This is a genomic window from Aminobacter sp. P4_D5 (genome assembly GCF_056401815.1).
In genome coordinates, this window is sequence record NZ_JBFUIP010000003.1 from 31929 (window position 1) to 57546 (window position 25618).

Sequence of the window (25618 nt, forward strand, 5' to 3'; positions counted from 1 at the left end):
TCATGCCAAATCCGTTCAAGCAACGCCTCCTTCGCGACGAGCCGGTCGTCGTCGTCAACCCCGATCACCCCTCGCCTGCCCTGACCGAATTTCTCGGGCGCCTCGGCGTTGACGGCGTATTCATCGACTGCGAGCACGGCACCGCTTCGATCCAGACCGTGCAGGACATGTGCCGCGCCGCCCGCGCGGCTGGACTGCAGTCTATTGTCCGGCCCGAAGCAAATCTCGACCATCTTCTGACCCGTTATCTCGACGCCGGCGCCGGAGGCCTGATCGTACCGCATGTCGACAATGCCGACAGCGCCCGCAGCATCGTTACCGCCGTGCGCCGGGCAAGGCCGCAGAATTTCGACGACACCGTGGTCGTGGCGATGATCGAATCGCTCGAGGCAGTCGAAAAGCTCGACGACATCGTCGCTGTCGAAGGCATCGACGTGTTCTTCATGGGCCCCAACGACCTCTCGCATTCGATGGGTCTTAACGGCCAGACGCACCATCCCGACGTCAAGCAGCTCGTACTCTCGTGCGCCGCGCGAATTCGCGCGGCCGGCAAAGTGCCAGGAACGCTGGTGACGCGCGACACGGTTGCCGCCTTTGTCACTGGCGGATGCCGGTTCCTCTACGAACACGCCAACAATTTCCTGATCACCGGGGCCAACGACTTCCGGCAAATAATGAAAGAGAACACACAATGACAATGATTGAACGGCTGCGGCAGGGCGAACGAATGTCCCAGATCGTGATCCATGGCGACACGGTCTATCTCGCCGGCCAGACCGCCACCGACCCGGTGCCTTCGGTCGCCGAGCAAACCAGGCAGATCCTCGACAAGATCGACACCTATCTCGCCGAAGCCGGCACCGACAAGTCGAAGATCCTGTCGGCCAACATCTGGCTCACCGACGTTGCCACCTTCGAAGAGATGAACGCCGTCTGGGACGCCTGGGTCGCCAAGGGCAACACGCCGGCACGCGCGACCGTCGGCTCGCCCCTGGCACGGCCGAAGAACCTGGTCGAAATCGCTGTCATCGCGGCGCTCTGAGCGCCACTCGAAACATCAACTGAAAGCCCGACCCAAACCGGCATGCGCTTGCTCGCCCCATCGAGCGGCAATGCCGGCCTGCGGTCAAAGAAAAGCGGAAGGACTGCCATGTCACGTCAATTGGGAGTGGGCCTCTACGGGGCCGGAAATATTGTCCACGACGGCCATGCGCCGGCCGTGGCGGCTGGTGCCTCTACCAGGCTCGCCGCCGTGTGCGACATCGATGAGGGGCGCGCCAGGGCGCTGGCCGATGCCTATGGCGGAGCCAACGTCTATACCAGCCTGGACAAGATGCTTGCCGACCCGTCCGTCGACATCGTCATCATGGCGACGCCCAACAACCTGCATCGCCGCGATTTCGAGGCCTGCGCCCGCGCTGGCAAGCATGTGCTGTGCGAGAAGCCCCTGGCCGTCACCTATCCCGACGCGCTCGCCATGACCAAGACCGCCGAGGAGCATAAGATCGTGCTCAAGACCGGCTTCAACCAGCGCTACCTCAACCAGATCCGCATGGCCAAGCTCGCGATCGACGCCGGCCTGATCGGCGAGGTGTTTTCGTTCCGTACCGTTTTCTCGGCCAAGTGGGACAACTGGGTCGACGGCAGCAACTTCCGTTGGGATCTCGAAAAGTCGGGCGGCGCCACCACCAATGACAACCTGATCCATCGCTTCGACATGCTCCGCTACCTGCTCGACGACGACTATGCCGAGGTCGTGGCCGATGTCAGTCATTGCGTCATACCGCCCGTCGTCGACGACAACGTCCACCTGATGGTGCGCACCAACAAGGGCGCGCGCGGCTCCTTCATCGCCGACCGCTATTCACCGGTGCTCGGCGATGCCACCGAGCTCTACGGCACCAAGGGCTCGCTGTCGTTCTGGACCAATGCCGGCTCGCCCTTCTTCGACGTGCCGCTCGCCATCAACACCACCGTGCCGATGAACGAGCTACCGGAGGCGATCCGCAAGGCCGTCTATCCGACCGCGCGCTCCAAGCAGAACCGCCACGCCTGGGACGGCTGGCTATCGATCTGGCCGCCACGCAACGAGTGGGACACCTATGCCGAGCAGCTTGCCGGCATGGCCGAGGAAATCCTTTCCGGCACCCCCGATGGCATCGGCGCCACTGGCCTGGACGGCGCCCGCGCCACCGAGCTGGTCCACGCTTCCTACAGCTCGCAGATCGCTCGCTCCTGGGTGTCGCTGCCGCTTGCCGACGATGCGCCATTCGCATTTCCCGACTTCGCGGCCCAGGCAGGCCGGTCATGATCACGGCCGGCTTCTACAGCACCTTCCTGCACCAGCTGCCCGTCACCGATCTGGCGGGCAAGCTGTCGCACGCCGAGTACAAGTCGGTCGAGCTCAATGGCGACCTGTGGAGCAACGGCTTCGTGCCGCATGTGACGCCGGCGCTCGACGCGGCCGGCCGGGCGGATGTCGCCAGCGCCATCGCTGATGCTGGCATGAGCATCTCGGCGCTCAGCGCCTGTCTGCACCTTGCCAAGGAAACGGCAGAGGAACGGCGCGCCGGCATCGACTATCTGAAGGGCTCCGTGGATCTGGCGCGCGACATCGGCGCGCCAGTGGTCTGGGTCTTCACCGGCCGCGCCTTCGGCGGCATCGACATAGCCACGGCGCGAAAGTACCTGGCGGCGGCTCTGGAAGAAGTTTGCGACCATGCCAGGGATCGCGGCGTCAAGTTCGGCATCGAAGGCTGCTCGATGCATATCGTCGCCAAAGCTGACGAGTATCTCGACTTGTTCCGGGCCATCCCCGGCTCCGACGTTCGCGTCGCTTTCGACCCGACTCACTTCCAGTTGCGTGGCGAGGACCCTGTCAGGGCGGCGGAATTGCTGTTCGGCCGCATCAGCAATTTCCACGTCAAGGATTCGGTCGGCCTCTATCCCGACTTCAAATGCGTGCCGCTCGGCACTGGCGAAGTCGACCTTAAGGCCGTTACCGACACCTTGCGTCGGCTCGGCTACGACGGTGCTGCGTCTGTCGAATATGAATCGCACCTGTTTGGCTGGGACATTCCGGCCGACGACGTCATCCGCGACAGCCGCACCTTCTTGCGCGGCCTAGGCATCTGAACGAAGGAGAAGCCGATGTCTCGTTCGCCAATCGGGCCGTTCAAGGAGTTCGACGACTACGACGCGCTCGGTTTGGCCGATCTCGTGCGCCGCCGCGAGGTGAGTTCGCGCGAGTTGGTCGAGACGTCGATCGCCCGTATCGAAGCGCTCGACGGCACGCTCAATGCGGTCGTCATCCGCTGCTTCGAGCAAGCGCTCGACTCGGCCGACACCACTTCGCCGGCCGGGCCGTTTGCCGGCGTACCTTATCTTGCCAAGGACCTGCATTCATCCTGGGCCGGCGTTCCCTCGACAAATAGCATTTCGTCCTTTGCCGGTTCAGTTTCCCAATCGGATTCGCTGATCACCCAGCGGACGAAGAACGCCGGCTTCATCCTGCTCGGCAAGACCAACGCGCCAGAATGGGGCTGGTCGCTGACCACCGAGTCGCCTATGCACGGTCCAGCGCGCAACCCTTGGGCGTTTGACCGGACACCAGGCGGTTCGAGCGGCGGCGCGGCGGTGGCGGTCGCGGCGGGATATCTGCCGTTGGCCGATGCGGGCGATGGCGCCGGTTCCACCCGCGTGCCGGCGGCGATCAACGGGCTAGTCGGCCTCAAGCCGTCGCGCGGCCGCATTTCGCCGGGACCGGAGGCCGCCGACTTCTGGTTCGGCGGCGGGCAATCGTCATGCGTGTCGAGGACAGTCCGGGACACTGCGGCCATGCTCGACGCATTGCAGGGCGGCTATCCTGGCGAGCCCTATTATATCAGGGAGCGCCCGTCGTTCCTCGACAGCACCGCCCCCGGCAGCCGGCGCTTGCGCATCGGATTCAGCCTGAACAACCCGCGCGGCGATGCCAACAGCGCTGTCGTCGACGAGGCCGTCTGCGATGCGGCGCGGCTCTGCGGCGCGCTCGGGCACGAGGTCGAGCCGTTCGATTTCGACTATGACTTCGAGGGCTTGTGGCGCGCCTACACCGGCATGATCCGGGTCCAGACGGCGGCTCAATTCGACGATCACGCCAGGGCGCGGGGCGTTCCCAACAAGCCTTCCGACATGTCGGCGACGATCTGGACGACGATCGAACGCGGTCGGGCGACGAGCGCCATTCAGCACAGCCGCGACATCGAGGCGATGCGCCGGCATTCCCGCCACATCGCCACGCTGACCTCGCGCTATGATGTCGTGCTTCTGCCTGTCCTGCCGCAGACTACCCGCCCGCTCGGCTACTACGATATGTCCAAGGACATCGACGCCTATGATGCCTCGGCCATGGGCGAGGACGCTGTCTACATGATGCCGTTCAACGCCTCAGGTCAGCCCGCTTTGTCGCTGCCGCTCGGCATGGACCGTTCCGGGTTGCCACTTGGCGTCCAACTGGTGGCGCCACCGGCCGGCGAAGCAACGCTGATGGAACTTGCGGCATCGCTTGAACGCGCACGGCCCTGGTACGACCGGCGCGCGCCGTTCCATGCTGCCAACGGGGCCAGCGGCAGGTTCTGAAAATCAGTGCCGGACGCCGTTCGCCATGTGATGGGCGAACGGCCGGTCGAAATGCGCCGCGCACAGTCTGCCCAGACCTTCGAGATCCTGATTGTCCAGTGCCTTGATCATCTCGTCGTGCTCGGCGAGTGCCGGCGCGACAAGATTGTCCGCCATCAGGCTGCCGGCATCGATGCTGCGCATGCCGGCATCGCAGTCGTGGATCGAGCGCGCGATGAATTCGTTGCCCGTCGCCTCCAGCAAAAGGTCATGGAAGGCGCGGTCCTGGACATAGGCCAGTTCGAGATCGCCCACGGCGATTGCCGAACGGTGGATCTGCCGCGCCTGTTCGAGCTTGCCCATCAGCACCGGAGATACCGGAAGACGGATGCGCTGCACCGCTGCGGCGATCAAAAGCTGGCGGACATCATGCAGCTTGACCAGATCGTCGGGCGACAGGTGACGAACCACCGCGCCGCGATAGGGCTCGAGCTTGACCAGGCCGGTGCGCGCCAGCTCCTGCAACACGGCGCGCGCGACATGGCGCTTGACGCCAAGCCCGTAGACCAGTTCGTCCTCCATGATGCGTTCCTTGGGCAAAATTCGGCCGAGCACGATGTCGCGCTCGATCTTCTTTGCGACATTGCCAACGATTTCCGACGAGCGCGTCGTGCCCGACTGGCGGGCCCGGGCCCCGAGAGGCTTGAGCAGATCCTCCAGCCGCCTCGCTGTATCAGCCAGATCGATCGCCGACGGGCGCCGGCGCATCCGCTCGGCCCGGTGCAGGCGTTCGACAGCGTTCTCGGATAGCGGCATGGCCGCATCGGCCACACGCTGCATCTCGTCCATGTCGCCGCTGCCATGCAGAATAACGTCGCAACCAGCCTCCAGAGTGGCGCTGACCTGCGCATCGAGCGGATGAGTGCGGCTGATATCGGAGACGTCGTCGCTCATAAGCACGCCGTCGAAGCGGATCATGCCGCGGATGATCTCGTCGATGACGGTGCGCGAGGCGGTGGCCGGCGCATCGCGGTCGATGGCACGGTAAATAACGTGTGCCGCCATGGCGCAAGGCATGTCTTGCAGCGAGCGGAACGGCACGAAGTCGGCCGACTGCATCTCGTCTAGCGAGGCATTAACCACCAGCAGCGCCTCGGATTTGTCCTGGCGAGCGCGGCCGTGACCGAGAATGTGCTTGATGACGGGCAGCACACCTCCAGCAAGCAGGCCCTCGCAGGTAGCGCGGCCGAGTATACTCGCCATCTCCGGCGTATCGCCCAGTGCCCGGTCGCCGATCACCAGATCGCCCTTGCCGATCGGCAGGTCGAGCACGGGTGCGATGTTGATATCGATGCCGAGATCAAACAGCTCCGCCGCGACCAGGCGTGCATTGAGCCGCACAGCATCGAGCGCGCGCTTGATGTCGGTGCGTGCGATCTGGGCAAACAGCGATGCCGGCGGCGGAGCACGCCAATGCGGCGGCGCCAGCCGTGCTACCCGGCCGCCCTCTTGATCGATCAGCACGCGCACGTCGGTGCGGCCGACGCTTTCGCGCAACTCGGCCACCAGCGTGCGCAGCTGCGCCGGGTCAGCGCAGTTGCGCTTGTGCAGGATGAAACCCCAAGGCTGGGCGGCACGGAAGAAGCTGCGTTCGGCGGCGTTCAGGCTGGTACCCGCGCAACCAAATACCACGGCCTTCGGCTGCGTTCGGTCAATTGTCAGCGGCATGGTCATCACACTCCTGGCGGATTGCACGAGACCGACTTGTCGCCGCCCGAACCATCAGCTTGGCAGAAAAGCTGCCGGCGCGGAAGAGCGAGCCGGTCGGCCGAAGCCTGATTGCAGGCCTGTCACGTATGCTCCTGGCGCTGGCGCCCGAACACCACTGTGACGACAATGGCCACCAGCACGATCCAGATTGTCGATATCACCGCAGCCTGCGGATCGACGCGGTCGCGCAGCCCAAGGAACATCACCTTGGTCAGTGTGGTGTTGGCACCGCCGCCGACGAACATGGAGACGATCACCTCGTCGAGCGACGTCAGGAAGGCGAGCAGTGCCGCCGACAAAAGCGAAAAGCGCATCTGCGGGATGACGACCGAAAACATCGACCGCCACCAGCCGGCGCCAAGGCTGCGGGCAGCCTTTTCCTGGGTGAAGTCGAAACGAGCGAAACCTGCCGACAGGATGACGTAGGCGGTCGGGATTGCGATCACAGTATGCCCCAGCCACAGGCCCGGGAACGAACCGACGAGATGCATCCTGGCGAGCACAAAGAACAGGCCAATGGCGACCAGGATGGGCGGCACAGTGGCCGGCATCAGCAGCACGCTGTAGAGTGGCAGCCTGGCCCAGCCGAGCGAACGGGTCGTGGCATAGGCGGCGGCGAAGGCGATCGGCACGGCGGCGGCAGCAGTAACCGTCGCCAGCAACAGGCTGGTCTTGGTCGCCGGCATCCACAGGTCGGACTGCCAGTACCGCTGCCACCAGCGCAGCGAAAATTCGGTCGGCGGGAACTGCAGCAGTTCGGACGCCGAAAACGACATCGGTACCACGATCAGCGACGGTGCGAGCAGGAAGACCGCCACCAGCGCGGTGAACAGGCCGATTGCCAGGCGCAGCGGCCATGAGACGTCGAAACCATCAAACATTGGCGGCACCTCCTAAAGCCCTAATGCTGCGCCGGAGCAGGAAGGTGACGAGGAACACCAGCCCGACCGACAGCAGCAGCAGCACGCCGAGCGCGCTCGCCGCTGGCCAGTCTGACAGCACCGAGACGTTCTGTTCGATGCGGGTCGAGATCATCGGTACGCGCCCACCGCCGAGAATGGCCGGGGTGACGTAAAAGCCCAAGCTGAGCACGAACACCAGCACCGCGCCGGCGAATATACCATTCGCAGCCAGTGGCAGGATCACCGCCCGCAAGGTCAAAAGCTTGCTGGCGCCGAGGCTGGCCGCAGCGCGGATGATGTTGTGGTCGATCTGCTTGATCGCGGCATAGACCGGCAGGATGAACAGCGGCAGCATCACATGCGTCATGCCGACAAGGGTGCCGAAGAAATTGTTGATCAGCGGCAAAGGCTCGGAGACCAGCCCGACGTCGATCAGGAAGCTGTTGACCAGGCCGTTGCGCTGCAGCAGCACCGACAGCGCATAGGTGCGCACCAGAAGTGCTGTCCAGAACGGCAGCATCACCACCAACAGCAAGATCGAGGCAAGCCGCTGGCCGACGCTGGCCATGACCAGCGCAAAGGGCGTGCCCAGCAAAGCACAGGTCAATACCGTCATGCCGCTGACCTGGAAGGTCGTCAGCATCGAGCGCGTATAGACGGGTGTGCTCAGGATTCTGAGATAGGTGTCGAGCGACACCGAGCCGTCCGGCCGCACAATCGATATCCAGAACATCGCGGCGAGCGGCACGACAATGGCGACGGTGACAAGCAAGGCGGCGGGCAAGGCCAAGCYGAAATAGCCGAGCTGCGCAAGCTTGCGGTCGCGCCGCAAGACGGCGGAATTGTCGAAAGCGCCGATCGAGGCCGGCATGGTCAAAGCGGGCGCGCTCATGCGTCGGTCACGGCGATGAGCGCGTCGCGGCGCACATGCAGCTTGAGCGGTGCGCCTTCGGACAATGCCGCCAGGTTGAAATTCGCCGCCTCGGCTGCGGCAATGCGCGCCGAGACGGCTCCGCCGTTCGCCAGAACGACGGAGATGAGCCAGCTGTCGCCCTGGAACACCGAACGTGTCAGCACACCGTTCAGCGACACCTGGTCGTGGCCGCTTGCATCAACGAGTGAGAACCCTTCAGCGCGGATCATTAGCTTCCAGTCCGCCCCGCTTGCCTTGCCTTTCGGCGCGGCGAAGCTCACGACGGCGTCGAGCTCAAGGATGTTGGCTTCGCCGAGGAATTCGGCAACGAAACGCGACGTCGGCCGGTGGTAGAGCGATGTCGGCGTGCCGAGCTGACGGATGACGCCGTCTCGCATGACCGCGATGCGGTCCGACATTGTCAACGCCTCGCGCTGGTCATGCGTGACATAGACGGTGGTCAAGCCGAGCCGGTCGTGCAGCTTCCTGATCTCGTATTGCATCTGCTCGCGCAAGTTCTTGTCGAGTGCCGAAAGCGGCTCGTCCATCAGCATCAGCCGAGGTTCGAACACCACTGCGCGGGCCAGCGCCACGCGCTGCTTTTGCCCTCCCGAGAGCGTTGCGGTGTCGCGCTCGGCCATGCTGGCGAGATCGACGATGTCGAGCGCCCTCCTTGCGCGTTCGGAGGCCTCTGCGCGGCCGATACCCCGGACGCGCAGAGGAAACATGACGTTGGCGGCAACGTTCATGTGCGGGAACAGCGCGTAGTTTTGGAACACCACTCCAATGTCGCGCTTATTGGCCGGCAAGCGGACGAGGTCGCGCCCATCGACCGCGATTCGACCGCGATCCGGCCTGACGAACCCGGCCAGCGCCATCAAAAGCGTGGTCTTGCCGGAGCCGGACGGCCCGAGAACGCTCAGGAACTCACCGCGCCCAACGTCGAGATCGACATCGTTGAGGGCGCGGAAAGATCCATAAGCTTTCGAAAGATTGCGGATTTCAATGAACGCAGCACTTGTCATGTCGTTCGAACCGAGCCGTTCCCTGCCGCGCTCAGCGCGACATCATTTCCTGAAAGCCGAGTTGGGCTTCGCCAACATGCTCCACCCACCATTCATTGCGCTGAGCGAGCTGGTGCGCAGCGTTTTCCGGATAGGTCGGCAGCTTCTTCGACACGTCGTCGGGGATGAGGCCGGTCTCATAGGCGCGCTTGTTGGCGGCGCCATACTTCACCCCGACCGAGAACTTGGCCTGGGCTTCCGGCTTGGACATCTCGTTGATCATCTTCATCGCTTCGGCGGCATGGGGTGCGCCGGCCGGAACGGCCCAGCAATCCATGCTCATAACGCCCTGATTGAAGGTATAGTCGATCGCCGCACCGTCCTTCTTGGCTGCCTCGAAACGGGCGTTCCAACCCACCGACATGTCAACTTCCTTGTCTTTCATCAGCTGCGCATGCTGGGCGCCCGAATTCCACCACACCGCGATATGCGGACGCAACTGCTCGATCTTGTCGAGCGCGCGCTGCATGCCGCCTTCGGACTGCAGCACCTCGTAGACCTTGTCCATCGGCACGCCATCGGCGAGCAAGGCAATTTCGAGCTGGGCCTCGGCATCGTTGCGCATGGCCCGGCGACCGGGGAATTTCTCGACGTCCCAGAAATCCGCCCAGGTCTGCGGCGCCTTGTCTTTGTAGGCGTCAGTGTTCCACGCCATCACCCAGGAGAAAATCAGCGCCGAGATGCAGTACTTCTGCGCCGTGCCCTCGATGAAGTCCTTCGAGTCGATGACGCTGTAGTCGAGCGGCATGAACAGACCCTCACGGCCGCCCTTTTCGGCCTGGAAAGCGTTTGTCTGGACGAGGTCAAAGGTCACGGCGTTGGCGGCAGCCTGCAATTTCACCGACGCATAGGCGTCGTTGATGGTTTCTTCGCGAACCGTGTCGCCCAGCGTCTTGGCGGCCGGTCCCCACAATGTCTCGCGGCCGACTTCCTGGATCACGCCGCCACCGACCGCAACCGTCACCTCAGCAGCCTGGGCAGCCGACGTGGCGATGCCGCACGCAGCGAACAGGGCATAGGCGGAAAGAGAGTTCCTCACATTTTTCAAGATCATGACAATTCCCCACGGGCTGAGCTTTTTCGTCCAGCAGTTTTTATTTCCCTGAACCACTCCGGAAGGCAAAATTTCCCGGCGATCAGTACCCTTTGTATTTCGCCAAGGGCAGGGTCAGGACTACCGTAGGCCATGCCGGGCAGGTATCTGCGATTTATCGACAGGCTTATCAATAATTTTCCGCTCGCTATCGAGCGGGCTTGCGAGGCGCGTTTCTCACCCGAAATTCAGCCGGCTTGGCCCGCGCAATAAATTTCGCGAACTCGCCACGCCAGTTGGATGGAGTCTTCGCACTATGCCTCATCAGTTGCTGTTGTCTGCGACCCCGGCCCGCTCGACAACCAAATTCGCCCTGCATTAAATACGCTGACCAGCGGCATCAAGTAGGTGCGAAAATCAGCGATCACAATCGCGAAAACTTCTGGTGCGGCTGCTATCCGGTCGTAGCCCGACGAGACGCGCCATTGAGCGGCCCATGCCGCGAACTTCATCGGTCTGGCCAACCGGTATGTCGGTTGGAAGGGTCGTTTTACGTCGTTCGAAAGCCCGCTAGACAGCCTCAACAAGACGGGGCTGACGGGGGCTGTCCGCGGAAGCGAGAAATGAACGGTGCCGCTCCCGACGTCTGCATTTCCCATTCATTGTTCAGTCGCGACACTCACCGCTCCTTCATCGCCTGGGACGACACTTCAGCCACGTGAGTGAATGGATATGGCTGCTTGCGCGTTATGAAAACCTCTCGGACCGCGACCTTTCAGGTGACAAGCGCAAGCTGTTTGCTGACGCCTGCTTGGCAAGACCGGCAGTTGGCCGTTCCTGATAGACGAATCCATCCAACGGGGACTGTTGTCCAATCATTGTTGATTGTGGCCACAAGTTGAATTCCTCAAGGCCATCTCACGGATCGCGAGACCGCCGAACAAGTCGCCAACGCGCTGTTCGAAAGCTACCCGGCAGAAACGCCCATCGGCACATGGAGGGATTGCTTCGACCTCGAAGGCCGTTCCATAGCGCGGACAATTCCCCCCTGCAGCTCGCTTTTTCATCTGTGGACAGCGGTCGCCGAGTTTCTGCATTGCAATGCAATGCAATGCCTCGTCTTGGCTGTTCTGCTGCGCGGGCTTGACTGCCGACCGGCCAGGCTGACGTAGCATAGTCGGCGCAGGATGAAGGCAATGGTTTCCGCCACCTGGTAGCGGCTTTGGATCATTTTCAAGCCTTGGCCTGCGATGAGCACACGCGCAGGCCAAAACCGGCAATTTGCTCAGTCCAGCTCCTGAACGCCGCCGCCACTGACGGTCAGGATCTGACCGCTGATCCAGGCGGATGCCGGCGAACACAGGAAAAGGGCAGCATTGGCGATATCCTGCGGCTCGCCGAGACGACCAAGCGGGGTGTGCTTCAGCATAGCCTTTTCGACGTCCGGCGTCAGAACGCTGAGCAAGGCGTCGGTCTTGACGGCGCCTGGGGCTATCGCGTTGACCCGGATGTTTCGGGGCCCGAGGTCGAAGGCCATGTTGCGCGTGAGGTGGTTCACCGCAGCCTTCGACGAACCATAGGACGTCATGCGAACGTTCTTGTTTTCACCGGCCATGGAGCTGATGTTGAGGATTGCACCACCCCCGGCCGCGACCATGGACGTAGAGCAAATCTGGCTGAGCCGAAAAATAGAAGACACGTTGAGCTTGTAGGCCCAGACGAAATCATCCATCGGCATGTCGAAGGGCTTGGGCCCGCCGCCACCGGCATTGTTGACAAGGACGGTTACCTTGCCGAACCGCTTGAGGGTTGCATCCACCAGGGCGACAAGGTCGTCTTCCTTGGTCACGTCGCAGGCGAGGCCGTTTGCCTGCCCGCCCGATGCGCTGATTTCGTCTGCTACGGCCTGCGCAGCGTCTGATCGGAGATCGCTTGCTGCAACGCTGGCGCCGGCGCGCGCGAAAGCCATGGCAATAGCCCGGCCGATTCCAGCCCCTGCCCCTGTGACGATGGCGACCTGACCAGACAGAGTGAAAGGTGCTTCCATTGTGCTCTCCATTCTTCGAAAAAACGAAGCTGCTTTCGCAGAGCCGCAACCCGACGATGACGGCGATGTACTCTAGCATGATGCCGACAACGCCATAGGCAACCAGAGACCGTCAGCACGACCAAACCGTAGGCGAAACTCGAAAACGTCGCCCATGATGCCGGTCCCGGGCCATCTTGTTGACGCCGCCGGAGCCTTCCTTGCATAACGCCGTGACGATGCCGAGCAACCGCGCGGCAACGAGATTGGCGATCAGGACATCGAGCGGAAATCCGTCGGCCAAGCGCGCGCAATCGGCATGTCAAATTCGCGCAACATCGTGCCAAATGCACGTCCCAACGAACACCAGCAGGACCAGATCGGCCACCCAACCGGCCTGCTGCAGTGGGCACAGTCCTGGCGAGAGGCGCGACTAAGCTGGAACGTACGTCAACCTAATCACRTCCTCGCCAACGTGATCGGTGGAAACAAGGCGGAGCGGCGGTCGCGGGCCGGCGAAGAATGGCTTGCCGCGACCAAGCACAACGGGGTGGAAGTAGAGCCGATACTCGTCAATAAGACCAAGGTCGGTCAGGCTTTGCGCCAGGTCTGGTCCGGAAATAGCTATCTCCCCGACGAGCTGAGCCCTCAGGCCACGTATCACCGCCTCGATGTCATTCTCGACAAGTGTGGCGTTGGGGCCAACTGACTTCGACGAGCGTGACACGACCCACTTCGGTTGCCGCCGCCACGCCACCGCGAACTCGCGTTGCTCCACAGTCCACTCGGGCCGGTCTTCGTCCCAGTAACGCATGATCTCGTACATGCGGCGACCGTACACACTGCCCGTCAGGTCGCTCACATGCTCTATCCAGTGTCGAAAGAGTTCGGGGCCTGTCGACATTTCCTGGTAGTCGACATAGCCGTCCAGGGACTGGTTCATTCCAAAGACGAGCTTCGCCATGCCGCAAGATCTCCACCGCAAGGTATTCAGAATAGCTTGAGGCGACATTACGCGAAAGTGAGGTTGGGCATGAACTGCGCGCCGCTTGGTCGGAGTGACGAAAAACCAAAGGACCGCTAACCACACCACTCTCGTGCGACATTGGAATTTCTGCTTCCGGGCCATCCACGCCTGGCATCCACTTGGGGTGCGCATCGGTCTGCAAGGCGGAGCGCAAGCCACTTTCCGACAAGCGGGGTCACGGGCTCCTCGGAAGTGACGGCCCAGATTATGCTCCGAGCCCTGGTGGCTTCAGATAGGTCATGATCAGTTCGATGACGTGTTGCCTTCGCTCGGCCAGCAAGTCCGGCGCGGCAAGATCGAGCCCGAAGGTGACCGACAGCGTATAGCGGCTTGAGATGTGAATGAAGCTCAGGGCGACGATTGAAATATAGAGTTGGGTCGGATCGACATTCGGGCGGAAGATGCCAGCGTTTTCCCCTTTTGTCAGAAGCGCCCTGATCGAGTCGATGAGCGGTCGCGACGAACGTGGGATGCTTTCGATCTCTTGGATGAATGCGCCTTTGAGCAGGTTCTCAGCACCAACCATGCTGATGAATTCGGGGTTCGCTGCCATGTAATCGTAGGTAAAGGCTGTCAGCGCCCGAATCCCGTCCGCCGGCTCCCGGTCGGCAATGTTGAGCTTGGCCTCGCTTGCACGCAGCTTGGCATAGACGTGCTCGATCGCAGTTCTGTACAGCAGCTCCTTGCTCTGGAAGTAGTGATAGAGCATCCGAATGTTACACTGGGCGCGTTCGACAATGCGTGCCGTGCTGGCGCCGCTCAGGCCGTATTCGCAGAATTCCTCCAGCCCAGCTTCCAGGATCGATGCGCGCGTTGCCACCGCATTGCGCGACTTTGGACGATTGGCACCCTCGTCACCCCTCGTGGTCTCGTTCATTCACAAACTTCCTTGCAACCGGGCATGACGCAATTCCTAGAGCAATTTCTACAGCATCCGCTGAAGAGGACAATTGACTCCCCATTTAGTAAGTAATAGCATACTTACATAATTTGAGGAACCCACCTTCGGCTGGCGACGGTGGTTGAAATGCAGCGAGGCTCATCGTGCCCAAGGAGGGAGCGAGCCGGCAGCGAAACGGGGGAGAGAACATGCTCAAGGCAATCAAGAGGATTCTTGCGATCGGCTGTGCCGCGTCGCTCGGTGCGGCTGTCGCGGCAGGCCCGGCAAGGGCGCTGGAGCCGGGGCAGATATCAGTCGCCATTACCGAGGCGATCTCCGGCTACAATCCTTATGCGGATTCCATCGTGCTCGTTGGATCAATCTGGTGCCAGGTCTATGGCTGCATCATGCGCTGGGACTTTGAAGCCGGTAAGTTTGTGCCGTTCCTGGCTGAAAGCGTCACCGTCGAGGACGATCTCCACTGGATCATTACCCTGCGCTCGGACTGGAAGCGCCACAACGGCGATCCGGTGGTGTCCGCGGATATCCTTCATTCGATCGAGCGCTCGCGCAACGACCCGCAGAGCATGTCGCAAGCCTCCGTCCAGTATATCGCATCGGCGGAGGCGCTTGACGACCGCCGGATCAGGATCACCACCACCCAGCCGATGGCAACGCTTCCGAGCTATCTCGCGACGCTCAAGATCACCTCGAAGAAGATCTTCGACGAGCACGGCGCCCAGGAAGCCGACCGCAAGTATCCGATTGGCGCAGGTCCCTACCGCCTGGCCGACATCGGTGTCGGCAGCCATATCGTCATCGAGCGGGTCGACGACCATCCACTCATCAGCCAAACCAACCCCAAGCGCATTATCTACCGCATGATGGCGGAGCCCGAGCAGCGCGTCACCGCGCTCGCCAACGGCGAAATCCAGATCGCGCAAGGCATTCCGCCCCAGTTGGTCAGCCGCGTCGAGCAGATGTCCAATGCCGGTGCCGAATTCGTCGACTCAGCCGAGATGATGTTCATTGCGATGAGCCCGAAAACCGCACCATGGGATAATCCGAAAGTGCGCAAGGCGGTGTGCCATGCCATCAATCGCGAGGGCATCGCCCGGGCGATACTCGGCAATCGGGCGACCCTCCTGGACGGCCCGGTCGGCAAGGGCCAATTGGGCTACGATCCGAACTACGTCACTCCGATTGACTACAATCCGGAAAAGGCAAGGCAGCTTCTCGTCGAGGCCGGCGCTGTCGGCGTCGAGGTTGATCTGTTCACCCCGGTCGGACGCTACATCGCCGACCGCCAGATCACCGAAGCGATCATTCCCATGCTGGAAGAAGTCGGCTTCAAACCGCGCCTGCAATCGCCGGAATGGGCCACCTTGTGGACGAATGTGCAGCGCGGCGACACGCCTTTCTACTATATGGGTCGCGGACAGATGCTCGATCCATCGCCAGCTCTAGCCCAGTATTTCGAAACCGGCGCCTCGCCGCGCCTGCAATACTCCAACCCTGAAGTCGATGCGCTTCTCCAGGCTGAGCGTCGGGAATTCGACCCTGAAAAGCGGGTCGCCATGCTCACCAAGGCGATGGCCGCCATCACCGACGATGCACCAGCCTGCTTCCTGTGGCTGCACCAGTTGGCCTGGGGCGTTGCCAAGGGCGTGGAGTTCAAGCCGAGCAAGGCTGACCGCGTCAACGGCTGGGAAATCCACCTCCGCTAAAGCGCCGATCGCCAGTCGCAACGGGGCGGGCAACCTTGCCCCACCCCGTTATCCTTCTCCTCGCGAGCCGCAGGTCGTTCCATGTTAGGCTACACGCTGAAGCGCGTGGCAGGCACCATTCCGGTCCTGCTCATGGTTTCGCTTCTCATCTTCTCGCTGATCCATGTCGCTCCGGGCGACCCTGTCGATATGCTCGTCGACGATGAGGCGACCGAACAGGTCCGCGAGGCCATCCGCGCCGCGTGGGGGCTCGATCAGCCGGTCTACATCCAGTATCTGACGTTTCTCAAAAACGCGGTGATGGGCGATTTTGGTGAATCGTTCCGCTACCGCGAGCCGGTCATGGACCTGGTTCTCGAGCGCCTGCCGGCAAGCCTTGAGCTTGCGGTCTACTCGACCCTGCTTGCCGTCATCGTCGGCCTGCCACTTGGCGTTTGGGCCGCGAGCCGCCCGAACTCGTTCATCGACACTGTCGGGTCGGTCGGCGGCTTTTTCGGCATCTCGCTGCCAAATTTCTGGCTCGGCATCCTGCTCATTTTGCTGTTCGCCGGCATCTTCAACCTGCTCCCGTCTGGTGGCCGGGCAACATGGGGCATGGGAGTCGACCCGGTCACCGGTTTCCTCACCATAGATGCCATGATCGCCGGGCGCTGGGATGCTCTGTGGGACGCCATGCGCCATCTGACGTTGCCGATCATCGTGCTCGGCACCAACATGACCGGCATCATCATGCAGATCACCCGTGCCTCGGTCATGGAAAACCTGCAGGAAGACTACGTCATGACGGCACGTGCCAAGGGCATGTCCGGCCGCGTCGTATTGTGGCGCCATGCCTTCCGCAATGCGCTCATTTCGGTCATCACCATCATCGGCCTGGAGTTCGGCACGCTGATCAGTGGCGCCATCATCGTCGAGACGGTCTTTTCCTGGCCAGGCATCGGCTACCTGCTTCTACAGGGCATTTCCTTCCGCGACTTTCCGCTGATCACCGGGCTGGTGCTCGTTTACACCTCGCTGTTCGTGCTCATCAATCTTCTCATCGACATGATCTACACGGTCGTCGATCCCCGTATCCGGCTGAGGTGACAAGCATGGCCCTCTCACCGAAAGCTCGTCAGTTGTCGAAGGCCATGAAGACCCCGAAAGCGGCCTTTGCCTTGACGGTGATCGTCCTCCTGCTGCTGGCAAGCGTTTTTGCGCCATTGCTTGCACCGTTCGATCCCAATCGTCAGGACTTGATGCTTGCGATGACGCCGCCGCAATTGACCGGCCCCCATTTCTTGGGCACCGACCATGTCGGTCGCGATCTGCTTAGCCGCATCGTTTATGGCTCCCGCGTTTCGCTGATGATCGCGATTGCGGTCGTTGCCTTCTCCGGTGTCGTCGGCGTGACGCTTGGGGTCGTCTCCGGCTACTATGGCGGCCGCATCGACTCCGCCATCCAGAAATTCCTGGAAGTGGTCTGGGCGTTTCCCCCGCTTTTGCTTGCGATTTCGATCGTCGCCTTCCTCGGCCAGAGCCTCGGCATCCTGATCATTGCGCTCGCCTCGCAGCGCTGGATTCCCTATTGCCGCCTTGCCCGGGCGGAGGCTCTGACACTTCGAGAACGCGAGTTCGTCGTCGCAGCGCGTTCACTGGGCGCAAGCGACGCCAGGATCCTGCGCACGCATATCCTGCCCAACCTCATCCAATCGGCGCTGATCGTCGGCACCTTCGCCATGGCAACCGCGATCATCGCCGAGTCGAGCCTTAGCTTCCTCGGGCTTGGCGTGCCTCCTTCGACCCCGACATGGGGCGGCATGCTGGCCGATGCCCGCGCCTACATAAGCACATCATGGTGGATGGCGCTGTTTCCCGGCCTCTGCATCTTCTGCACAGTGCTTGCCATCAATCTGCTCGGCGATGTCTTGCGCACCCACCTAGATCCTCGTCTACGCACCAAGTGACGGGCCCTCAATCAACAAAAGAAGGATAGACCGCTGTGATCGAACGTTTCGAAACCGCGAAGACCGACGGCGCCGTCAAGAGCATGTGCGTCACCCACAATGACATGATCTTCCTCTCTGGTGTCCACGCCACCGACACTAGTGGCGACATCAAGGAACAGGCCCGCGAGGTGCTGGGCACAATCGACCGTCTGTTGGCCTCCGCCGGCTCTGACCACAAGTCGATTTTCGTGGTCCATGTCTGGCTAAAGGACATGCGTTATTTCGGTGCGATGAATTCCGTGTGGAACGAGTGGGCCGATCCGGCCAATCCGCCAGCACGCACCTGCGTCAGCGGCGAGCTCTATCGTTCCGATTGCCTGGTCGAGGCCGTCGTCATCGCCTACCGGGMTTGAACGACGCGCACAGATAGGGAGACAGATATGGAACTGAGAGAAATCGGTCGCGTGCATGGGCCGGGGCGCCCCACGATCTGCCTCGGCAAGGCCTCCAACACGCTGGCATCGGTCTGCCTGACCGCACCGGACAAGAGCGGTGACGTCAAGGAACAGTCGCTGCAGATCCTCAACATCATCGATCAGCACTTCAAGGACGTCGGATCATCGCGCAAGCAGATCCTGATGGTTCAGGTGTGGCTGTTCGACATCGCCGAGTATGATGCCTTCTGCGAAGTCTGGAACGACTGGATCGATCCCGAAGGCGTTCCGGCACTGTCGGTTGTCACCGGTCATGCGGCACGGCGCGATTGTGCCGTCGAGATCCGCGCCTACGCGGCGTGCTGACAACGGTTTGATCCCTGCGGCTCCTGGAGATGAACGTGACTGAAGAACTGCTCAAGATTACCGATCTCGCCGTACATTTCGACGGAGCCGCGGAACAGGATCTCGCCGTCAAAGGAATAGACCTCGCCATTAGACGTGGCGAGGTGGTGGCGCTTGTCGGTGAATCGGGATCGGGCAAGTCCGTCACTGCCAAATCGGTGATGCGCCTCGTACACTTCATGGGCGGCCGTATCGTCCGCGGCAGCGCGACCCTGCGCGACAAGGTCGGTGCCACCGTCGACTTGTTTGGCCTCGACGAAACCCAGGCGCAGAAGATCCGGGGCGACAGGCTGGCCATGATCTTCCAGGAGCCGATGACCTCGCTCAATCCAGTGCTGACCATTGGCGCGCAGCTGTCCGAGGTGGTCATCCGGCACCGCAAGGTCGGCCGGGCAGAGGCCGATCGTATTTCGCTGGAGGCTCTGCAGCAGGTGCGGATACCTGAGCCCGAGCGGCGGCTGAAGCAATATCCGCACGAGCTTTCCGGCGGCATGCGTCAGCGCGTCATGATTGCCATGGCGATACTTTGCAAACCCGACCTTTTGATCGCCGACGAGCCGACGACGGCCCTCGATGTCACGGTTCAGGCGGAGATCCTCGCGCTCTTGAAGGTCATCCAGCGGGAAACCGGCATGGCGATCTTGCTCATCACCCACGACATGGGCATCGTCGCCGAAGTCGCCGACAAGGTTGTCGTCATGCTGCGCGGCGAAGTGGTCGAACAGGGCGATGTCCATTCGATCTTCAACGCCCCGCAACATGAATATACCCGCCGGCTGCTCGATGCCGCCCCCAAGCTGGGCGACATGCGCAATGACGCGGCTGAAGGCGAGTCCCCAACAGATGCTGTCGATACGCAGGATGAAGCCGATGTCGTCCTCAGCGTCCGCAATCTGGTGACGCGATTCGCCGTTCGCCAGGGCATTTTCCAACGCGTGGTTGCCAACGTTCATGCAGTCGAGAACGTCTCGTTCGACCTGCGGGCCAAGGAAACCTTGTCTCTGGTCGGTGAAAGCGGTTGCGGCAAGTCAACCGCAGGCAAGACCATCATGCGCCTGATCAATGCCAACTCGGGGGACATCCTGCTTCAGGGGCGCAAGCTGAATGACATTGGCTCTTCCGACATGCGCGAGACGCGCAAGAGCATCCAGATGGTGTTCCAAGACCCTTATGCGTCGCTCAATCCACGCATGAACGTCGAACAGATCGTCGCCGAGCCGCTTCTGATCCACAATATGGGCTCACCGGCTGCTATCCGCGCCCGGGTGATGAGCCTGCTCGACAGGGTTGGCCTGACCCAGGAACAGGCCGCCCGCTACCCGCATCAGTTTTCCGGCGGCCAGCGCCAGCGCATCTGCATCGCGCGTGCCTTGGCACTGAATCCCAAGGTGATCATCGCCGACGAGCCGGTTTCAGCCCTCGATGTKTCGATCCAGGCGCAGATCCTAGACCTTCTTGCCGAGATCCAGGAGGAGTTTGCGATTTCCATCCTCTTCATCTCCCACGACATGGCCGTGGTGGAAAAGGTAAGCGACCGTATAGCGGTGATGTATCTGGGCGAGATCATCGAGATCGGACCGCGCGATGCCGTGCTGCAATCGCCCGCGCATCCTTATACCCGCCGCCTGCTCGATGCCGTGCCGATCGTCCACCCCGACCGGCGCCGTGAGCGTACGCTGGCAGCCCGCGAACTCAAAAGCCCGATCCGGCCCGTCGACTATCGCCACGAGGCAATTCCGATGAAGACAATTAGTCGCGACCACTTCGCCCGGCTGGAGTAGTCTGGGCACGCCGCATAAGGCATGGCCGCGAACGCTCCATTCGTTTGGCACCTATCAAGCCGCGGGGCCAAACGCCACGGGTGGGAGTCCCCGTGGCGCTTTTCTTGGGGGAGGCTCAGGGCCGAGCCAACTAGCGCGACTTCAGCACGTCAGTCACACGGTCTCCTTCGCCGTTCAACATGATCGTTACCTTCTCGCCTGCCTGGAGTGGGGGCAAGGCAACGTCGCGCGGCACCGTGTAGCTTCTGCCGTTCTCGAGAGTGATGACACGTACATCGTGGTTGTATTTGGCAATAACGCCGTCGCGGGAGGATGCGAGTGCCGCGCCTGCAAGAAGAATGAGAGGTGCGACAATGAGGAGGATCTTCTTCATTTTAGGTGTGCCTTCTATTTTTGATCAATGGAGGGGCGCTACCCGGCATCGCTGATGCCGGGATTGTCCACGCCAATGTTTTTCGCAAGGATCTGACTTCGGTCTGATGACCGGTGATGTGGGCCTGCAGACTGGCCGCAAGCCGTATTCGATTATCAGCCGAGCATGCCGTTTCCTTCCTGGTTGGCGGCTTTTGGAGCCGTTGTTACAAGCTGCCCTTTCCAGTTACTGGAAAGTCAAGCGTGCTGATGCAAAGCTGTCGCTGATGGCTTTCCTGGCAGAACTCTCTCGGAAATTCAGCAATAGTCACCCTCAATACATGGGCATCTGGCCATCGCTCGTGAGGGTGCGAGAGCTATCGATTCGTTGCCGATCAGAGGTTTTCTGCGACGACGCATGCAGCTTGGCGCCAAAAGACCGTCGATCTTCCAGTCACTGGAAACACCACCATCGCTGAAGATCATCAAGCGGTGTCGTCGGAGACGTCGCGCAATGTATAGCGCGCACTGAATGCGTCCCAGACCCAGCAATCGGCTGGCTGCGTTTCGGCTTGAGTGCCAATCGCCAATCCTTCCCTTCATCCGCGCCTTTCTCCGCCAAAGCCAAAATGCTTGGGGCCGCGCCTAGGCGGTTGATCTGTCCCCAAACTTGCTATAATCACGATGATGGTTTGATCAAATGAGCGTATGAACTTGAGGTGCCCGATGACAAGAAAAGCGATCTACTCCGGTTCTCCCTTCGAGGAACTCGCGGGCTATTCCCGCGCTCTCGTCGACGGGGACTGGATCTTCGTTTCGGGCACGGCCGGTCATGACCCTTCCATCGGAGGCTTTGCGCACGAAGCGGAAGCCCAGGCGCGGCGCTCACTCGACATCATCGCTGCGGCATTGGACGAAGCTGGGTCCGGCTTGCGCGATATCGTTTCGGTGCGCGTCTATCTCGCCAGCCGCGACGACGTCATGGCCGTCTCGCGTGTGCTCGGCGAGACCTTCGCCGATCCGCGCCCGACCAACACGACCATCATCTGCGGTTTCCCCGTCGAAGAGATCAAGGTCGAGATCGAAGTGATCGCGCGCCGCCAAGTCGGTGCTGCGGCAAATGTCAGTCAGGTGGAACAATGAAGCGGGTCGCGCGGCGTATCTCGGAGACGCCACAAAAATCATTCGGCATGTATCAGAAGGCGGCGGCGCTCGCCGGTAGCGGGCGCGACCTCATCCATCTGGAACTTGGGCGACCATCCGCCGACACGCCCGACCATATCAAGCAGGCGACGATCGCGGCACTTCAGGCCGGCGATGTCCACTACAGCGACCTCAAGGGAACCGCGAGCTTCCGCGCGGCACTGGCTGAAAAGCTGCGCAACCAGAACGGAATGGATGTATCGGCTGCGGATATCCTGGTCACCAACGGCCTGACGCATGCCTCGTTTGCAGCTTTCCTGGCACTGCTCGATCCGGGCGACGAGGCGATCCTGCTCGACCCTTTCTACCCCCAGCATATCGGAAAGATCGAACTGGCCGGGGCCAAGCCGGTTTTCGTACAGCTTGATGCCGCCGATGCTTACACGCTCAAGCCTGAGCACATCGAGGGCAGCATCACCGAGCGCACTCGGATGATCGTGCTGGTAAACCCAGTCAATCCGACCGGGCGCGTCTATTCACGCGCAGAACTTGAAGGTCTTGCCGAGCTGGCGATCAGGCGCGACCTGCTCGTCATCTCCGACGAGGTCTATGAAGACATGGTCTATGACGGCCATGCGCATACAAGCATCGCCGCGCTGCCCGGTATGGCCGAGCGCACCATCACAGCTTTTGCATTCACCAAATCCTTTGCCATGGATGGATGGCGCCTTGGCTACATGGTGGCACCCGCCTGGGCCATGCCCGGGCTGCTCAAGATCACCGCCAACGACGCCACTCACGTCAACACATTTATCCAGGCCGGTGGTCGTGCTGCGATCACCGGTCCTTCGGAAGTCCTTGCCGAACTGGTCGACCAAGACCGCCAGAAACGCGATCTTGTCGTCCGCCGCCTCAACCAGATGCCAGGCGTGAAATGCCCATTGCCGCAAGGCGCGATCTACGCATTTCCTGATATCTCCGCCTTCGGGATTCCCTCACAGGCGCTTGCGGAAAGGATCCTCGACGAGGCAGATGTGGTCGTCGAGGCTGGCAGCTTCTACGGTCAATCAGGCGAAGGCCATCTTCGCGTCTGTTTCGGTTCCGAGAGCCTGGAACGGCTGGACGAAGGCATGGACCGGCTGTCTAGGTTCTTCAACAATCTGTGGGATGGGCGCGACACCGCGGCAAGCACCGAGCCCTTGCGAGGCGGTGCATGACGCAAGGCGGCGATGTCATCCTTCAGACCCGAGGCCTTGGCAGGAGCTTTGGTGCTCTCAAGGCCGTCGACAATGTCGACATATCAGTCAGGGCAGGCCAGATCACTGGCCTGATCGGTCCCAACGGAGCGGGCAAGAGCACGTTGTTTGGCCTCATTGCCGGCGAAGTCCAGCCAAGCGCTGGCGAAGTGATCTTCGCCGGTCAGCGTATATCGGGTCTCAGGCCAGATAAGATATTCCGCAGTGGCCTCGCGCGAACCTTTCAGATCCCTCGGCCCTTTCCTGAGATGTCGGTGCTCGAAAACGTCATGCTGTCGGCGACTGACCAGTTGGGCGAGAATTTCTGGAACAATTGGTTCCGTGGTGGACTGGTCGGCGCTGAAGAGCGCCGCGCCCGCGAGCGGGCTATGGAGGTGCTTACCTTCACCGGCCTTGCCGACAAGGCGCGCGACCTCGCCGGCGTGCTCTCGGGTGGCCAGCAGAAACTACTCGAGCTTGCTCGTGTCATGATGGTCGATCCGCCGCTGATCCTGCTCGACGAGCCGACAGCGGGCGTCAATCCTACCCTTATCGAAACCCTCATCGACAAGATCGTGGCGCTCAACGAGCGCGGTGTCGCCTTCCTCATTGTCGAGCACAACATGGACATGGTGATGCGCATCTGCCGCCATATCGTGGTGATGGCTCAGGGCAAGGTGATCTTCGAAGGCGATCCCGCCGGCGTGATGAAAGAGCAGCGCGTCGTCGATGCCTATCTCGGCGACGTGACAGTGGGAGAACTGGCATGAACACGCCCGTCTGCGAGGCGCGCAATCTACGCGCCAGCTACATCCCAGGCATGCCGATCGTCTTCGACATTTCGGTCACCATCGATGCCGGTGAACTTGTCACGCTCATCGGCCCTAACGGTGCTGGCAAGTCGACTTTTCTCAAAGCGCTTGCYGGTCTGCTTCTGGTCGAGGGCGGAGAGGTCAAGCTCGGCGGCAAGCGTATCTCCGGTCTGCCAACGCACGAGATCATCGCCGCCGGCATCGGTTTTGTGCCACAGACCAGCAACGTGTTCTCCTCCCTGTCGATCGAGGACAATCTGATCAGCGGCGGCCACACCTTGCCACGTTCCGTGCTGAAGGAGCGCGTGCAGCGCGCCTTTGAACATTTCCCTGCACTTGCCGATCGCCGCCGCGCCGCAGCCAATGTGCTGTCGGGCGGCCAGCGCCAGATGCTTGCAGTGGCGCGCGCGCTGATGACCGACCCGCGCGTTATCATGCTTGACGAGCCGACAGCGGGTCTCGCCCCAAAGATCGTTCATGAGGTTCTCGAGGATCTGCGTCGTCTCGCCAAGAGCGGAGTTGCGGTGCTGATGGTCGAGCAGAACGCAAAGGCAGCACTTCGGGTTTCCGACCGCGCCTATGTCCTAGTCGAGGGTCGCAACCATATGACGGGGACGGCGTCCGACCTGCTCGACAACGACGCAATTGCCGAGGCATTCCTGGGCTTCCGGAGGAAATCATGATCGGACAAGCCATCGCCGACGGTCTGTTGACCGGCGGCATCCTCGCGCTCGGGGCGATCGGCTATTCGCTGTGCTCGCATATGCTGAAATTCGCCAATTTCGCCCATGCCGAAATGCTGACCTGGGGAGCCTATCTCGCATTTGCGGTTGTGGCGTTCCTGCCAGCCAGCCAGGCTATCGGCCCCTTCTCTTTCGGGTGGCCGCTGATCGTTGCCATCGTTGTTTCCTGCATCGGCACTGGCCTGATTGCCGTTGCCGCTGACACCTTGGTTTTCTCCAAGCTCAGGAAGCGCCGCGCCGGCAGCCTGACGCTGGTCTTCGCCAGCTTCGGCATCGCGCTGATCCTGCGCAATCTCGTGCTGTTTGCCTGGGGCGCCGACGCCCATTACTTCAGCCAGGAACTGCAGATCTCGCTAGAGGTCCTGCCCAATGTGCGCCTTATGCCCGACCAGGTACTTGTTTTGGTGCTGACCATGGTGCTGGTGGTGGCGCTGCACCTGTTCCTGAAGTTCAGCCGTGTCGGTGTCGCCATGCGCTCGATGGCCGAGAATCCGGCCCTGTCGCAGGTCTGCGGCATCGACATCGCCAAGGTGGTGCGCTGGACCTGGATGCTGAGCGGTGCACTTGCGGCCATCGCGGGTGTCTTTGCCGGGCTCACTGTGCAGATTCGCCCCGAGATGGGCTTCAACATGCTGCTGGCGCTGTTCACGGCGGCGATCCTCGGCGGCACCGGGAGCCTGTTTGGCGCGGTTGCCGGCGGCTTGATCGTTGGTCTCGCGGAAAGCCTGTCGGCGCTGGTCATCCCTACCGGCTATAAGGCGGCGGTGCCCTTCGCCCTGCTGCTCGTTATCCTCTACCTCAGGCCGCAGGGCCTCTTCTCCAGGTCGGCACGCGTGTGAGGCTCA

At 61.7% G+C, this 25618-nt stretch carries 26 protein-coding genes; 16 read left to right on the forward strand and 10 right to left on the reverse strand.

Annotated features, from left to right (window positions below; translation table 11 throughout):
* The first annotated feature begins 2 nt into the window (after positions 1 to 2).
* The 5 genes from AC1DWF_RS01560 to AC1DWF_RS01580 all read left to right on the forward strand — a co-directional run bounded on the left by AC1DWF_RS01560 (position 3) and on the right by AC1DWF_RS01580 (position 4620).
* The gene (locus AC1DWF_RS01560) at positions 3 to 695 is read left to right on the forward strand and encodes an HpcH/HpaI aldolase family protein (RefSeq protein ID WP_476782188.1); all 693 of its coding nucleotides are present in this window, start codon (positions 3 to 5) and stop codon (positions 693 to 695) included.
* Positions 692 to 1042 (forward strand): RidA family protein, encoded by a 351-nt coding sequence (locus tag AC1DWF_RS01565; protein ID WP_476782189.1) that lies wholly within the window; start codon positions 692 to 694, stop codon positions 1040 to 1042. Before AC1DWF_RS01560 ends, AC1DWF_RS01565 begins: the two co-directional genes overlap by 4 nt.
* 108 nt (positions 1043 to 1150) lie before the next feature.
* Entirely contained in the window at positions 1151 to 2311 is a 1161-nt protein-coding gene (locus tag AC1DWF_RS01570; RefSeq protein WP_476782190.1) for a Gfo/Idh/MocA family protein, read from the forward strand.
* The gene (locus tag AC1DWF_RS01575) at positions 2308 to 3135 is read left to right on the forward strand and encodes a sugar phosphate isomerase/epimerase family protein (RefSeq protein WP_476788743.1); all 828 of its coding nucleotides are present in this window, start codon (positions 2308 to 2310) and stop codon (positions 3133 to 3135) included. Before AC1DWF_RS01570 ends, AC1DWF_RS01575 begins: the two co-directional genes overlap by 4 nt.
* A gap of 15 nt (positions 3136 to 3150) precedes the next feature.
* Positions 3151 to 4620, forward strand: coding sequence for an amidase (locus AC1DWF_RS01580; protein WP_476786566.1), 1470 nt, complete (start codon positions 3151 to 3153; stop codon positions 4618 to 4620).
* A 3-nt stretch (positions 4621 to 4623) separates the two neighbouring features.
* On the opposite strand, the gene AC1DWF_RS01585 is transcribed toward AC1DWF_RS01580, so the two are convergent.
* The 9 genes from AC1DWF_RS01585 to AC1DWF_RS01625 all read right to left on the reverse strand — a co-directional run bounded on the left by AC1DWF_RS01585 (position 4624) and on the right by AC1DWF_RS01625 (position 14211).
* Entirely contained in the window at positions 4624 to 6327 is a 1704-nt protein-coding gene (locus tag AC1DWF_RS01585; protein WP_476788744.1) for a glycoside hydrolase family 3 N-terminal domain-containing protein, read from the reverse strand.
* A gap of 122 nt (positions 6328 to 6449) precedes the next feature.
* Positions 6450 to 7250, reverse strand: coding sequence for an ABC transporter permease (locus tag AC1DWF_RS01590; RefSeq protein ID WP_476786388.1), 801 nt, complete (start codon positions 7248 to 7250; stop codon positions 6450 to 6452).
* Positions 7243 to 8163, reverse strand: coding sequence for an ABC transporter permease (locus AC1DWF_RS01595; protein WP_476841396.1), 921 nt, complete (start codon positions 8161 to 8163; stop codon positions 7243 to 7245). The genes AC1DWF_RS01590 and AC1DWF_RS01595 overlap by 8 nt, the downstream gene beginning before the upstream one ends.
* Complete coding sequence (locus tag AC1DWF_RS01600) at positions 8160 to 9209, reverse strand: ABC transporter ATP-binding protein (RefSeq protein ID WP_476786390.1); 1050 nt, start codon at positions 9207 to 9209, stop codon at positions 8160 to 8162. Before AC1DWF_RS01600 ends, AC1DWF_RS01595 begins: the two co-directional genes overlap by 4 nt.
* A 31-nt stretch (positions 9210 to 9240) precedes the next feature.
* Complete coding sequence (locus AC1DWF_RS01605; RefSeq protein WP_476788745.1) at positions 9241 to 10302, reverse strand: ABC transporter substrate-binding protein; 1062 nt, start codon at positions 10300 to 10302, stop codon at positions 9241 to 9243.
* A 293-nt stretch (positions 10303 to 10595) separates the two neighbouring features.
* Positions 10596 to 10793: a hypothetical protein gene (locus tag AC1DWF_RS01610; protein ID WP_476786337.1), complete on the reverse strand. Its 198-nt coding sequence runs from the start codon at positions 10791 to 10793 to the stop codon at positions 10596 to 10598.
* A 773-nt stretch (positions 10794 to 11566) separates the two neighbouring features.
* Positions 11567 to 12328 carry a 7-alpha-hydroxysteroid dehydrogenase gene (gene hdhA / locus AC1DWF_RS01615; protein ID WP_476786338.1) on the reverse strand — a complete coding sequence of 254 codons (762 nt, stop codon included), beginning with the start codon at positions 12326 to 12328 and terminating at the stop codon, positions 11567 to 11569.
* 412 nt (positions 12329 to 12740) lie between these two features.
* Positions 12741 to 13271: a dihydrofolate reductase family protein gene (locus AC1DWF_RS01620; protein WP_476786339.1), complete on the reverse strand. Its 531-nt coding sequence runs from the start codon at positions 13269 to 13271 to the stop codon at positions 12741 to 12743.
* Between the two features lie 268 nt (positions 13272 to 13539).
* Positions 13540 to 14211 (reverse strand): TetR/AcrR family transcriptional regulator, encoded by a 672-nt coding sequence (locus AC1DWF_RS01625; protein ID WP_476783220.1) that lies wholly within the window; start codon positions 14209 to 14211, stop codon positions 13540 to 13542.
* Between the two features lie 212 nt (positions 14212 to 14423).
* Here AC1DWF_RS01625 and AC1DWF_RS01630 point away from each other — a divergent pair, with 212 nt between their 5' ends.
* The 6 genes from AC1DWF_RS01630 (at position 14424) to AC1DWF_RS01655 (ending at position 20489) form a co-directional block, all read left to right on the forward strand.
* Entirely contained in the window at positions 14424 to 15941 is a 1518-nt protein-coding gene (locus AC1DWF_RS01630) for an ABC transporter substrate-binding protein (protein ID WP_476783219.1), read from the forward strand.
* 81 nt (positions 15942 to 16022) lie between these two features.
* On the forward strand, positions 16023 to 17027 hold the full coding sequence (locus AC1DWF_RS01635) for an ABC transporter permease (protein ID WP_476783218.1): 1005 nt from the start codon (positions 16023 to 16025) through the stop codon (positions 17025 to 17027).
* Between the two features lie 5 nt (positions 17028 to 17032).
* On the forward strand, positions 17033 to 17887 hold the full coding sequence (locus tag AC1DWF_RS01640; RefSeq protein ID WP_476783217.1) for an ABC transporter permease: 855 nt from the start codon (positions 17033 to 17035) through the stop codon (positions 17885 to 17887).
* 35 nt (positions 17888 to 17922) lie between these two features.
* Entirely contained in the window at positions 17923 to 18282 is a 360-nt protein-coding gene (locus AC1DWF_RS01645; RefSeq protein ID WP_476841397.1) for a RidA family protein, read from the forward strand.
* 27 nt (positions 18283 to 18309) lie between these two features.
* Positions 18310 to 18669 (forward strand): Rid family hydrolase, encoded by a 360-nt coding sequence (locus AC1DWF_RS01650; protein WP_476783215.1) that lies wholly within the window; start codon positions 18310 to 18312, stop codon positions 18667 to 18669.
* Positions 18670 to 18698: 29 nt separating this feature from the next.
* Positions 18699 to 20489 (forward strand): ABC transporter ATP-binding protein, encoded by a 1791-nt coding sequence (locus AC1DWF_RS01655; RefSeq protein WP_476783214.1) that lies wholly within the window; start codon positions 18699 to 18701, stop codon positions 20487 to 20489.
* Positions 20490 to 20619: 130 nt separating this feature from the next.
* Here AC1DWF_RS01655 and AC1DWF_RS01660 read toward each other — a convergent pair whose 3' ends face one another.
* Complete coding sequence (locus tag AC1DWF_RS01660; RefSeq protein WP_476783213.1) at positions 20620 to 20862, reverse strand: DUF1344 domain-containing protein; 243 nt, start codon at positions 20860 to 20862, stop codon at positions 20620 to 20622.
* A gap of 704 nt (positions 20863 to 21566) precedes the next feature.
* Here AC1DWF_RS01660 and AC1DWF_RS01665 point away from each other — a divergent pair.
* Genes AC1DWF_RS01665 through AC1DWF_RS01685 form a run of 5 tightly spaced genes read left to right on the forward strand, consistent with a single transcriptional unit; the run spans position 21567 to position 25612 of the window.
* Entirely contained in the window at positions 21567 to 21983 is a 417-nt protein-coding gene (locus AC1DWF_RS01665; protein WP_476783212.1) for a RidA family protein, read from the forward strand.
* Positions 21980 to 23200, forward strand: a complete 1221-nt coding sequence (locus AC1DWF_RS01670) for a pyridoxal phosphate-dependent aminotransferase (RefSeq protein ID WP_476783211.1) — start codon at positions 21980 to 21982, stop codon at positions 23198 to 23200. The genes AC1DWF_RS01665 and AC1DWF_RS01670 overlap by 4 nt, the downstream gene beginning before the upstream one ends.
* Positions 23197 to 23988 (forward strand): ABC transporter ATP-binding protein, encoded by a 792-nt coding sequence (locus AC1DWF_RS01675; RefSeq protein WP_476783210.1) that lies wholly within the window; start codon positions 23197 to 23199, stop codon positions 23986 to 23988. Before AC1DWF_RS01670 ends, AC1DWF_RS01675 begins: the two co-directional genes overlap by 4 nt.
* A complete protein-coding gene (locus tag AC1DWF_RS01680; RefSeq protein WP_476783209.1) occupies positions 23985 to 24713 on the forward strand; it encodes an ABC transporter ATP-binding protein in 729 nt (242 codons plus the stop codon). The genes AC1DWF_RS01675 and AC1DWF_RS01680 overlap by 4 nt, the downstream gene beginning before the upstream one ends.
* Positions 24710 to 25612, forward strand: a complete 903-nt coding sequence (locus AC1DWF_RS01685) for a branched-chain amino acid ABC transporter permease (RefSeq protein ID WP_476783208.1) — start codon at positions 24710 to 24712, stop codon at positions 25610 to 25612. The genes AC1DWF_RS01680 and AC1DWF_RS01685 overlap by 4 nt, the downstream gene beginning before the upstream one ends.
* The last annotated feature ends 6 nt before the right edge of the window (positions 25613 to 25618 follow it).

What these genes read in the sequence shown, in the direction of transcription:
- AC1DWF_RS01560 (WP_476782188.1), top strand. Translation starts at nt 3, where the DNA reads ATGCCAAATCCGTTCAAGCAACGCCTCCTTCGCGACGAGCCGGTCGTC.
- AC1DWF_RS01565 (WP_476782189.1), top strand. Translation starts at nt 692, where the DNA reads ATGACAATGATTGAACGGCTGCGGCAGGGCGAACGAATGTCCCAGATC.
- AC1DWF_RS01570 (WP_476782190.1), top strand. Translation starts at nt 1,151, where the DNA reads ATGTCACGTCAATTGGGAGTGGGCCTCTACGGGGCCGGAAATATTGTC.
- AC1DWF_RS01575 (WP_476788743.1), top strand. Translation starts at nt 2,308, where the DNA reads ATGATCACGGCCGGCTTCTACAGCACCTTCCTGCACCAGCTGCCCGTC.
- AC1DWF_RS01580 (WP_476786566.1), top strand. Translation starts at nt 3,151, where the DNA reads ATGTCTCGTTCGCCAATCGGGCCGTTCAAGGAGTTCGACGACTACGAC.
- AC1DWF_RS01585 (WP_476788744.1), bottom strand. Translation starts at nt 6,327, where the DNA reads ATGCCGCTGACAATTGACCGAACGCAGCCGAAGGCCGTGGTATTTGGT.
- AC1DWF_RS01590 (WP_476786388.1), bottom strand. Translation starts at nt 7,250, where the DNA reads ATGTTTGATGGTTTCGACGTCTCATGGCCGCTGCGCCTGGCAATCGGC.
- AC1DWF_RS01600 (WP_476786390.1), bottom strand. Translation starts at nt 9,209, where the DNA reads ATGACAAGTGCTGCGTTCATTGAAATCCGCAATCTTTCGAAAGCTTAT.
- AC1DWF_RS01605 (WP_476788745.1), bottom strand. Translation starts at nt 10,302, where the DNA reads ATGATCTTGAAAAATGTGAGGAACTCTCTTTCCGCCTATGCCCTGTTC.
- AC1DWF_RS01610 (WP_476786337.1), bottom strand. Translation starts at nt 10,793, where the DNA reads ATGAAGTTCGCGGCATGGGCCGCTCAATGGCGCGTCTCGTCGGGCTAC.
- hdhA (WP_476786338.1), bottom strand. Translation starts at nt 12,328, where the DNA reads ATGGAAGCACCTTTCACTCTGTCTGGTCAGGTCGCCATCGTCACAGGG.
- AC1DWF_RS01625 (WP_476783220.1), bottom strand. Translation starts at nt 14,211, where the DNA reads ATGAACGAGACCACGAGGGGTGACGAGGGTGCCAATCGTCCAAAGTCG.
- AC1DWF_RS01630 (WP_476783219.1), top strand. Translation starts at nt 14,424, where the DNA reads ATGCTCAAGGCAATCAAGAGGATTCTTGCGATCGGCTGTGCCGCGTCG.
- AC1DWF_RS01635 (WP_476783218.1), top strand. Translation starts at nt 16,023, where the DNA reads ATGTTAGGCTACACGCTGAAGCGCGTGGCAGGCACCATTCCGGTCCTG.
- AC1DWF_RS01640 (WP_476783217.1), top strand. Translation starts at nt 17,033, where the DNA reads ATGGCCCTCTCACCGAAAGCTCGTCAGTTGTCGAAGGCCATGAAGACC.
- AC1DWF_RS01650 (WP_476783215.1), top strand. Translation starts at nt 18,310, where the DNA reads ATGGAACTGAGAGAAATCGGTCGCGTGCATGGGCCGGGGCGCCCCACG.
- AC1DWF_RS01660 (WP_476783213.1), bottom strand. Translation starts at nt 20,862, where the DNA reads ATGAAGAAGATCCTCCTCATTGTCGCACCTCTCATTCTTCTTGCAGGC.
- AC1DWF_RS01665 (WP_476783212.1), top strand. Translation starts at nt 21,567, where the DNA reads ATGACAAGAAAAGCGATCTACTCCGGTTCTCCCTTCGAGGAACTCGCG.
- AC1DWF_RS01670 (WP_476783211.1), top strand. Translation starts at nt 21,980, where the DNA reads ATGAAGCGGGTCGCGCGGCGTATCTCGGAGACGCCACAAAAATCATTC.
- AC1DWF_RS01675 (WP_476783210.1), top strand. Translation starts at nt 23,197, where the DNA reads ATGACGCAAGGCGGCGATGTCATCCTTCAGACCCGAGGCCTTGGCAGG.
- AC1DWF_RS01685 (WP_476783208.1), top strand. Translation starts at nt 24,710, where the DNA reads ATGATCGGACAAGCCATCGCCGACGGTCTGTTGACCGGCGGCATCCTC.